Source organism: Shewanella sp. 10N.286.45.A1, from assembly GCF_041470405.1.
In the GTDB taxonomy this organism is placed as follows: Bacteria; Pseudomonadota; Gammaproteobacteria; order Enterobacterales; family Shewanellaceae; genus Shewanella.
Genome location: NZ_JBFRMK010000006.1, coordinates 1 through 7,378, shown reverse-complemented (window position 1 = coordinate 7,378; position 7,378 = coordinate 1). Strand labels below are relative to the sequence as shown.

The 7,378-nt window shown below is 42.5% G+C and carries 9 protein-coding genes and 1 pseudogene; 2 read left to right on the top strand and 8 right to left on the bottom strand.

Annotation, left to right across the window (positions count from 1 at the left end; all coding sequences use genetic code 11):
- Positions 1-228: 228 nt before the first annotated feature.
- Positions 229-1,020 carry a DUF1223 domain-containing protein gene (locus AB4238_RS00500; RefSeq protein ID WP_372030601.1) on the bottom strand — a complete coding sequence of 264 codons (792 nt, stop codon included), beginning with the start codon at positions 1,018-1,020 and terminating at the stop codon, positions 229-231.
- An 89-nt stretch (positions 1,021-1,109) separates the two neighbouring features.
- Between AB4238_RS00500 and AB4238_RS00495 the strand changes: the two genes are divergently transcribed.
- Entirely contained in the window at positions 1,110-1,373 is a 264-nt protein-coding gene (locus AB4238_RS00495; protein ID WP_372030600.1) for a Rho-binding antiterminator, read from the top strand.
- On the opposite strand, the gene AB4238_RS00490 is transcribed toward AB4238_RS00495, so the two are convergent.
- On the bottom strand, positions 1,366-2,847 hold the full coding sequence (locus AB4238_RS00490) for a Na+/H+ antiporter NhaC family protein (protein ID WP_372030599.1): 1,482 nt from the start codon (positions 2,845-2,847) through the stop codon (positions 1,366-1,368). The genes AB4238_RS00495 and AB4238_RS00490 overlap by 8 nt on opposite strands.
- Positions 2,848-3,026: 179 nt before the next feature.
- On the opposite strand from AB4238_RS00490, the gene AB4238_RS00485 reads away from it, so the two are divergent.
- Entirely contained in the window at positions 3,027-3,230 is a 204-nt protein-coding gene (locus AB4238_RS00485) for a cell division protein ZapB (protein ID WP_220738239.1), read from the top strand.
- Between the two features lie 179 nt (positions 3,231-3,409).
- Here the strand turns inward: AB4238_RS00485 and AB4238_RS00480 are convergent, their stop codons facing one another.
- The 6 genes and pseudogenes from AB4238_RS00480 to AB4238_RS00455 all read right to left on the bottom strand — a co-directional run.
- A complete protein-coding gene (locus AB4238_RS00480; RefSeq protein WP_371993405.1) occupies positions 3,410-3,622 on the bottom strand; it encodes a DUF1107 domain-containing protein in 213 nt (70 codons plus the stop codon).
- Between the two features lie 700 nt (positions 3,623-4,322).
- Positions 4,323-4,934 (bottom strand): thiol:disulfide interchange protein DsbA/DsbL, encoded by a 612-nt coding sequence (locus AB4238_RS00475; protein WP_020912288.1) that lies wholly within the window; start codon positions 4,932-4,934, stop codon positions 4,323-4,325.
- 154 nt (positions 4,935-5,088) lie between these two features.
- Positions 5,089-6,123, bottom strand: a complete 1,035-nt coding sequence (locus AB4238_RS00470) for a serine/threonine protein kinase (RefSeq protein WP_372030598.1) — start codon at positions 6,121-6,123, stop codon at positions 5,089-5,091.
- Positions 6,124-6,206: 83 nt separating this feature from the next.
- Positions 6,207-6,506, bottom strand: coding sequence for a DUF3630 family protein (locus AB4238_RS00465; protein WP_372030597.1), 300 nt, complete (start codon positions 6,504-6,506; stop codon positions 6,207-6,209).
- Between the two features lie 50 nt (positions 6,507-6,556).
- Positions 6,557-6,847, bottom strand: coding sequence for a hypothetical protein (locus AB4238_RS00460; RefSeq protein ID WP_372030596.1), 291 nt, complete (start codon positions 6,845-6,847; stop codon positions 6,557-6,559).
- Positions 6,848-6,957: 110 nt separating this feature from the next.
- Positions 6,958-7,378: pseudogene (locus tag AB4238_RS00455) on the bottom strand (hypothetical protein); the annotation flags it as partial.

Genomic DNA, 7,378 nt, shown 5'->3' with positions numbered 1-7,378 from the left:
TACACGCTACAACCGTTAGGGTAACTAACTCACGATGAAATGGTACTAAAGCGGTAACTAAAATCCAATTACAATTAAACCCATAAATATAAACTATTGTTTAAAAAGAAAAATAATATATTGATCAACATTCAGAACCAGAACGTGGAATAATCACTTCCTGGTTGCAATTAAGCTCAGCACTGCTGGGCTTTTGTTTATCTACGGCTAAATTACGTTAAGACGAGTCTAGAACCCAATATCAATACTAATCAACGATAGTTGCAACCAATCTCCAACAGCTTGTATTGGTTGATGCCTCTGCTCTACCCATGCCACCCAGGCGAGCTTTTCTGCGCTGTTGATATGCTTACTTTCAATAACAACTTCACCAACAAAAGATTGTGGATGCTGCTTTTCAGGCTCAAATTCTTGATGCTCAAGCACGGTAAAGTCATGCTCTAACAGCTGATTGCGATTCTCCCCTCGAGTGACTTTAGTTTGCAGCCCTGCAGCGACTAACGCTAGGTGTAGAGTTAGCGGCACATCATTGCCGGTTTGGTTGTTAAAATGAGCCTTAAGCTGATTACCTTTTATGTTAACCGACAAAGCGCCAACCTCAACTTGCGGCTTACTAAGAACATCACCGAGCTTGCGATCAAACCATCCCCGCCACTCTTGGCCATTAATCACAAACTGTGGGGTGTAAACTTGGCCTGTATGTTTGGCATTAAGATGATCACATTGTCGCTGGCTAAAAGCACGTTTGCCATAGGGGTCTTTCCAGCCTATATAGTTCCAATAAGTCACATGAAACGCTAACGGAAAGTATTTGTCCCAAAGCTCGGTCTGTTTACTAAAGGCAGATAGCCAAGTTTCGGCCGGTGGACAGCTGCTACAACCTTGAGAGGTATAAAGCTCAATAAAGTAGGGCTTGTTGACTGTGCTTTGTTTGTTAAAGTCAGTGATGCTTTGCGCACCAGCGTTGACTGAAAGCAGCAACAAACAGAGCATAGTAAAGCGTATAAATTTGGCTAACATAAACTAATACCGAATGGGCTTTTTAAAATAGACCCTTCTAAGCCAATAAATCATTCATCAGCTAATACCGATTAGTATAAGGCGGTTTCATGGAGCACTATCAGATTGTAAATTGTCATTGCCATGACTATTTAGAACTTGCTTGTATGCGAGGTTACGGTTTGCTTTTAGAGCTAAAGCAGCGCGCTAATCTAACCGCTACAGCCATTACGCTTGAAACTCACAGCGACAAAACTGAATGGCTAATTGTTGATAATAACGGTACACAAGAGAGCATTCGGTTAGATCAGATAGTTGCCGTAACGCCAACCGACAGTGGTGCTAGTTTTCAGCGTGTTAAGATTGCTAGTTAGCTGCAACCGGCATCGGTTTCGGGCTAGTTTTATGATAAAGCCCCAACATCAATAACGCACAAAGTAGTACTGCTAACCAACTCCACAAAGTTGCTATACCTAGGTTAATTAACTGAAAACCGACAAAGGCACTTAAAGCTGCATTCATTGCAAACGGAAGTTGAGTAACAACGTGAGCGTGCGGCTCACAACCTGAACTAGTCGCACTTATGACGCTAGTATCGGATATTGGTGAACAATGGTCGCCAAATACTGAGCCCGCCATGACCGCACTCAATACCGGTAACATCAAAATCTGATCCACAGCCACGGCAATTTCAGCACCGATAGGGATCATAATCGCAAAAGTGCCCCAGCTTGAGCCTGTGGTAAATGCCATGATTGCACAGAGTAAAAAAGTACCAGCAACCACGACATTGCTCGAAATAAACTGCTCAGCCCAACTTGCCAGTAGCTTGGCTACACCTAAGTCGCCGATAACAGCGCCTATCATCCAAGTAAACAATAAGATGGCGATTGCAAAGCTAATAACTTTAACCCCTGCGAGCATATCTACAGCCAATAATGCTAATGTTCGTCCCGAAAACTTAAGCATCAACAAAGCTATACCTGTCGCTAGAATACAGGCATCGCGCATTGCTGCGCCAATATCGGCTGAGGTGATCCACTGGGTGATATCCATTGATTGTGAATGAGTCGCACCTGACCATAGAGTAAAGCCCACTGACGCCAACAGTAAGCTCGCCATCGGTATACCTAATAGCCATGGGCTACCAGCGTCCACTTCATCTACTGGTTGCTCTTTTTCCGCGGCATAACCAAAGCCGATGCCAAACCATGCAATGAGTAACGACAACACTATAACGGTAATGGCGTAAAAATTAAGTTTTGCTATTTCGATAAAAGATTCAAGTGGTGACATTGGTAATAGGGCTATACCAGCCAAAATAGCCATCACATACGGACCCCAACTAGAGAAAGGCAACAGTGCACATAAAGGTGATGCATTTGAATCAACAAGATAAGCAATCTGCTCTTTACTCATGCTGTAGCGCTGGCTCAAAGGCTGACAAACATGGCCAACCGCTAGGCAACTAAAGATGCCGTCAATAAACACCACCCAACCTAGCAGTACGACTCCAACCCGCGCCTGACGACCACTTTGAATTCGATGATATAGCCAGTCAGCAAATGATTTTACCGCGCCACCTCTCGCTAATAACTGAGTCATCATGCCCAGTAAAACCATCGCCGCCAATACGTTTAAATGCCAAGCTTGCCACTGCCCATCAGCATAAAACTGCATCCAGGCTTTATCTACTAAATACACACCCGTATTGAGTGGATTAAATTCACTAAGAATAAGCGCACCAGAAACAATACCGACGCCTAATGCAACTAAGGTACGCCTTAAAACCAAAGCTACCACTAAAGTTAATAACAATGGGGTAAGCATTAAGATATTGGCCAGCATGGCTGCAATTCCTATAGAAATAATGAGAAGAATACTAACGACTTAGTAACAAGTACAAAAAAAAGCCAATCTCACGACTTTTATCATAAGATTTTGGTCCATTTAGCATAATTAACTATTCACTAAGACCCCGTCACTGCTAGAATCGGGCTATCATCATGCTACCAAAGGGACTCCCCATGAGCCTTGAACTATTGTCGAAATTGGAAACAAAAATCCAAGCTGCACTTGAAACCATCGAGCTACTAAAAATGGAGCTTGAAGAAGAGAAACAGACGAGTACGAGTTTGACAGAACAAAACCAACACTTACAGCAAGAATTGAATTCTTGGAATGAAAAAGTAACAGGTTTAGTTGGCTTACTTAACGAAGAGGTTAGCTAACCTCTTCGTTAAGTTGACGTAATCGTTATTTTTGCAGTCGTGTCGCTAATTTACATAGCGACACCTGCGAAAATGATTACTGTGATTAACTAAGTAGAGTTGTGTTGCTCAGCCTCAATCGTTAGGCCTTGCAAATAATCATATGAAACTTTAACCGACTAACAGTGCAGCCACCCAGGCTATGCGGTTTCCATTTCGCTATTTTGCGACTCTATTAATTCATTGAGCTCCAATATAGCTTGCTTAACTTTAGGTAAGCTCTTCCTTGGCAATAAAAATCTCCCTTTATCAAATTCAATTCGACCTAGGTCTTTTACCCAGATCACCCCAGTTAAAAAAATGCGCGCATGTTTTACAATTAGCTTAGGTGCATAGACAGGAAAAACTCTCACAAGACCTCCCCACAACTTTTGATTGCTGTTATATGTTTTAGTTGGACAGGTGTTTTACCATGAGAGTTTCATGAGATCGAAAATAAAATTGTAAATATTTGAATCAATTTTATACAGGTTTTAAATTACTTTTGCCAATCAGTCACCTAAATAGAAACAATAATAAATTGCCACTTGCCAATTTTTTGACCCCCTGTTAACGTTTAATAGTTACTCAGGGTAACGTTGAGCTATATAGCTCCGTAGCCGTGCTTCTTGCGACCAGGAAGCGCGGTTTTTTTATGGCTAGATTTTAACTAATACCAATTGCATTAACAGTTTGACCATTCAGCGGGAATTCAAAACGCTGTAGGAAAGTCGTGGGATTTGAGCTAATCATTATTCTCGGCTCAGGCATCCTGCTTCGCTCTCGATAATGACTCCTGCATTGTTCTACCTTCGACCATCCTTGGTCTCATACCTCCTAAATCTGACCGCCAAGGAGGGCTGGAATGTCTTATTTTGTATGGAACAAAATAGACCATTTAGTCGTATATCTAAATTCCATAACGAAGCATACAGCGTTTTGCCAATTTTTTACCGCAGCCGCACTACGTGAGCTGCTCAAATACTTAATGCAATAGCCATTACTATTTGACTCCCTTAAACAGCAGGCATAAAAAAGGAGCCGTTAGGCTCCTTCATTGAGATGCTATTGTGCTTACTTCATTGTTGTAAGGTAGTAAGCAATATCGAGTAGTTCGTCGTAAGACTTGATAGCACCCGTTTCTACACGGTACTTACCATTGACCACTAGCGCTGGAACGCCTGAGATCTTAGCATTTTGGGTTGCACGCTTCATTTGTGACATTTGTGCATTAACCATGAAAGAGTTCGCTGCTGCATCAAATGCTTTACCGTCTACGCCATTGGCCACAAATATCGCTTTGACATCATCACGGTTAGTAAAATGTTGCTTCTTGTCGTGGATTGCAGAGAAGATTGCAGTTTCCATTTTCTCATCAATTTTTAGTTGATGCGCAACAGCAAAAGCACGAGACATCTCTACACCCATGTTGCCATTAATGAAATCAACGTGGTTTTGCTTAAAAGTCACGCCTTCAGGTAAACCAGCTTTAATTTTTGGCACTTCTGATTTAGCGAAGTTGTAGCAATGAGGGCAATAGAAAGAGAAAAACTCAGTAATCTCAGGCTTAGCCGTTGCTGGACCTTGATTTACTACCGTGTAATGCACACCTTCTTTATAATCTGCAGCCATGGCTGCCATTGGGGCAACGATAAATGCTAACGCGACCAGTAATGCTTTTTTCATGTAAATTCCTTGGTGATGCTTCACGCACCTTTAATCATTTTCAACATAACATAATGCCCTTTTGAGTCGACCTCAAGCACATAAGTTCATTTTTCTGTTACAAAATGAGAGTCATCACAAAATTTTTAGATGCTCTCAACTATCCAATTTCAAACTAATACAGAGGTATTAAGCTCAATGGCGGCTCATCCAAGGCAGCCAACTGCTCTTTGAAAGCGAGTATTTGTTGTTCCCAATATTTATCTTCTGCAAACCATGGGAAATTCATTGGAAATGCAGGGTCCGCCCAGCGTCGGCTCAGCCATGCGTTGTAATGCAGCATGCGCATAGCCCGCAGAGGTTCAATCAGTTGTAACTCACGAGTATCGAACTCACAGAACTCCTCATAAGCTTCTAGCAGCACTTCCAACTGTAAAATCTGCTGCGGCCGATCCCCCGCAAGCATCATCCATAGGTCCTGCACTGCAGGTCCCATTTTGGCATCGTCTAAATCAACAAAACCCGGACCATCTGGTGTCCACAATATATTGCTCGGGTGCAGATCACCATGCAGTCGGATATTGGTGTAATCTTTAGGCTGCCACATTGCACTGGCTTTTTCGAGGATCTGCTCTACAACCGTAAAATAGGGTAATGCCAAACCTGCAGGAATATGACCCGATTCTTTTAGCCATTTTAATGACTCATCACCCAATAATTGTGGTGATAACGTATCACGGTAGATAAAATCAGCTTGCTTAGAGAACTGATGAATACGGCCGATAAACCGCCCTACAGATTCTAACTGATCTAAATTATCGACCTCAAAAGCACGGCCGCCGATTGATGGAAACAGCGCAAACCGAAATCCTTGATACTCATGTAATGAGCGCCCATCAATGATCACCGGTGTCGCAATAGGCACTTCTTGTTCAGTCAATGCAGCAGAGAAATCATGTTCCTCTTGGATCTGTTGACCACTCCAGCGCTCAGGTCGATAAAACTTAACGACATAGCGTTGTCCTCTATCACAGCGAAATTGATAGACGCGGTTTTCGTAACTATTAAGTGCGAGTAAACCTGTTTCAGGATAAATTCCCAAGGTTTCGATGGCAGTCAATATTAGATCGGGCGTTAATGCTTGGTAGTGAAATGCCGATTCTTCATCTACTGCTGTGATGATTATTTTACTAGGTTGTTCTCGGTTCATTTTCTATGCTCTAACGATTAGGGACTGTAGATCTTTGGCGGTTGCTCTTGCCGCAGTTTATTGGCTACGCTAACAGGGCAGAGTTACAGTGCTAAATACGGTTTCATCAATTCAGCTAAATACACTAATACATCGAACTCATCTTCTCGGTCGGTAGATAGCCAACAGATATCACCATAAAATTCATAGTGTAACTGTATGTGCGAGCCTTCAAACTCTAATAACCATTGATGCCTGTCTGCACCCCACTGCTTTTCAACCACTCGGCAATCAATCGCTTTTGCAAATGGCTCTGCAAATTGATCAAACTGTTCAAAATCGATATCGGCCTGCACCGATAAACTTAAGGTTGGTTGATCTAATTTAATAGCATTTAATTTCATCTATTACACTCTTGTCCTACATGGTTACTGCTAGCGATAGAGCTCACTTACTACTTAGACGAAACTAAGTTTTGACAGATTAAGCTCTTGCCCTCTGCAACACATAGGTGGCCACAAAGGTAATCAGGATTACTGTCATCACTCAAGCGCAATAAACCTTTGCCCTTAGCATGACACTGCTCAATTGACGCATAGTAGCCGCTAATGAAATCTCCTGATTGTTCGGCACTCGGTTTTGTGGCTGCATCAGGGTAGTAAAGTAATGTCCACTCGGGAGAATCGGTACAAGCCGTTAAGCCGAGCGTTATAAAAGTAATTAAGCATACTAGGCGTAATTTCATGCCAAAGATCCTATCAATAAAAAAGGCGAACAGATGTTCGCCTTTTAGTAAGCAACTTAAGTCCATTCTACACCGCTTCGGTGATAATTGATGAACTTTACTAGATTACATTACTTATTTGCTTTGGCTTTTGCCTTTTCAATACGAGTAATACGTCCCTCAAAGCCGGTAACCGTCCCATCACTCACACCCTGTTTTATTGCCGTATTACAAATGGCGATAGCAGCATCGAATTCGCCATTGTCGTTTAACAGTGTCGACATATGCATCAGCCCTATACCTTTCACGTCAGTTTTGGCTTCAGCGAGATAGCGAGTAAACAGACTAACGTATTGCTCTGCGAGACTGGCGCCATATGCAACGTATTCGCTCTGTTTACGCTGCTTATAACACTCAGCCACAGCAGCAGACATTGCAGTATATTCAGCAACGGTATCTGTAGCTTCAGCCGTGTCGGAAACGGCCTTGGATAATTTAGCATTAGCCCAAGTTAAATCTGTAGTGTCAGCTTTTGGCTCTGGCTCTGGCTCT

Bases quoted from the DNA above. Each gene is read 5' to 3' on its own strand.
- AB4238_RS00465 (WP_372030597.1), bottom strand. From the start codon at position 6,506: ATGAAATTAAATGCTATTAAATTAGATCAACCAACCTTAAGTTTATCG.
- AB4238_RS00495 (WP_372030600.1), top strand. From the start codon at position 1,110: ATGGAGCACTATCAGATTGTAAATTGTCATTGCCATGACTATTTAGAA.
- AB4238_RS00460 (WP_372030596.1), bottom strand. From the start codon at position 6,847: ATGAAATTACGCCTAGTATGCTTAATTACTTTTATAACGCTCGGCTTA.
- AB4238_RS00500 (WP_372030601.1), bottom strand. From the start codon at position 1,020: ATGTTAGCCAAATTTATACGCTTTACTATGCTCTGTTTGTTGCTGCTT.
- AB4238_RS00485 (WP_220738239.1), top strand. From the start codon at position 3,027: ATGAGCCTTGAACTATTGTCGAAATTGGAAACAAAAATCCAAGCTGCA.
- AB4238_RS00470 (WP_372030598.1), bottom strand. From the start codon at position 6,123: ATGAACCGAGAACAACCTAGTAAAATAATCATCACAGCAGTAGATGAA.
- AB4238_RS00490 (WP_372030599.1), bottom strand. From the start codon at position 2,847: ATGCTGGCCAATATCTTAATGCTTACCCCATTGTTATTAACTTTAGTG.
- AB4238_RS00475 (WP_020912288.1), bottom strand. From the start codon at position 4,934: ATGAAAAAAGCATTACTGGTCGCGTTAGCATTTATCGTTGCCCCAATG.